Raw genomic sequence first — 1932 nt, 5'->3', positions numbered from 1 at the left:
TTAGTTCACCAATAAATAGTGATCAACCTAAATTCACTGATGTTTTATCACTAAGAACAGCTATATCTGAACCGGAAACTCCTAGACATCTTGATAGTGAAGAATCCAGAAATCATAACCAGTTTCCTACGCCAGTTTTACCTGATTCACTCCCGGAAGATGATGTTTCAGCTTCCGAAGCTTCGATAGTAACTCACAACCCCGGATACTGGCACAATTCGACAGAATCTGATTCCCCCGAAAATCCAAAAGTACCTACTGGTAATCTCGATCAGGAGAAAGTGGTTTCTGAGACAGCAGTCAGTGACCAGAACAGTACACCAAAAGCTGAGGGCGACCTGAATCCTAGGTGTCAGCAAATTACTAAGCAATCTGTTAAACGGCTGTCTAAAAAAAAATATCGAGGGATTTCCTATGAAGTGGAACCTATCTTAATCCAGTTACCGACCGATGCTCAAGGGTTTGTTATACAACGGTCTAAAAAGAAATATCGAGGAATTTCCTACTAAGTTCATAGGTAAGCATATGCGCTACGCGCACGCTACGCGAACAGCGGTCAGCGGTCAGCGGTCAGCTTAAAATAAACCTCAAAAGCGAGAATTTAATATTGATAGATTAATGAGAATTGAAAGTCACCAGAAAAGTCCAGCAGCTTTGTGGCACAGGCTTCGACGCTGTGACCTAACCAAAAGCTGATACGCGACACGCTGATACGCGACACGCTGATACGCGACACGCTGATAGCTTACCTAGAAACTATTCCATGCCTTCAATGGGTGCAAAGCCTTGTCGCTGGATATTTTCAGTAATAGTACGGGGTTCGAGGAATTGCACTAGATAATCGGGACCTCCTGCTTTTGACCCTACTCCAGACATCTTGAAGCCACCAAAAGGTTGCCGTAATACAATCGAACCGGTAATATTGCGGTTGATATATAGATTACCGACGTCAAACTCGCCTGAGGCTTGTTCTATATGGGATGGAGTGCGAGAATATAAGCCTCCGGTGAGGGCATAGTTGGTACTGTTGGCGATATCAAGGGCTTCTTGGAAATTCTTTGCTGCCATTACCGCTACTACTGGACCAAAGATTTCTTCTTGGGCAATGGTGGCGTTGGGGGAGATATCTTTAAAGATCACTGGACCAATAAAGTATCCGGTGTCAGGTGCTGGCATTTCTAATGCTACGTTGGCTTCCTGACGTCCTTTGTCAAGGTACTCCCGAATGCGATCGCGTGCAGTAGCATCTATCACTGGACCAACCTGGGTACTGGGTGCTTCTGCTGGCCCAATGTTAAGCGATCGCGTTGCTTCCACTAACCGTTTTAGGAAGTTATCATGCACTGGCTCTAACACAATTACTCGGGAGCAAGCGGAACACTTTTGACCACTGTAACCAAATGCTGACTTGACGACTCCAGCTACAGCTTGGTCGAGGTCAGCACTTTCATCTACGATAATCCCATTCTTACCTCCCATCTCCGCAATGACTCGCTTGAGATGTTTTTGACCTGGTTGCACGATAGCGGCATCAGCGTAGATACGACAACCGACTTCTTGGGAACCGGTAAAGGCAATTAGATGGACATCGGGATGCTTGACCATATGGGCACCGACGGTTGAGCCTTTGCCTGGAACGAATTGAAATACTCCTTTGGGTATCCCGGCTTCTACTAAAATTTCAGCTATTTTCGCGGCAATCACTGAGGAGTTTTCTGCGGGTTTAAGTAGAGTACAATTTCCAGCCACTAGGGCTGCTACAGTCATTCCTGTGGTAATGGCGATGGGGAAGTTCCAGGGAGAAATTACTAGGGCAATACCTCGGGGTTGATAGACATAGCGATTGGTTTCTCCAGCAATGTCGTAGTTATATCCATCGCTGAGCCGTTCCATCTCTGATGCGTAGTAATGACAGAAGTCAATCGCTTCGGA

Annotated in this window: 2 protein-coding genes; one reads left to right on the top strand and one right to left on the bottom strand. The window is 46.0% G+C overall.

Annotated features, from left to right (window positions below; translation table 11 throughout):
- The coding region (locus F6K37_RS40095; RefSeq protein WP_287256840.1) for a hypothetical protein at positions 1 to 509 on the top strand (509 nt) is incomplete at its 5' end.
- 247 nt (positions 510 to 756) lie between these two features.
- Here the strand turns inward: F6K37_RS40095 and F6K37_RS40090 are convergent.
- Positions 757 to 1932 (bottom strand): aldehyde dehydrogenase family protein (locus F6K37_RS40090; protein ID WP_287256838.1); only part of this gene is annotated, 1176 nt, incomplete at its 5' end.

The sequence above is a fragment of the Moorena sp. SIO4E2 genome, assembly GCF_010671945.1.
GTDB classification, from domain to species: domain Bacteria; phylum Cyanobacteriota; class Cyanobacteriia; order Cyanobacteriales; family Coleofasciculaceae; genus Moorena; species Moorena producens.
Note: the sequence above shows the minus strand (reverse complement) of the source record. Positions and strands in the feature narration are given on the sequence as shown.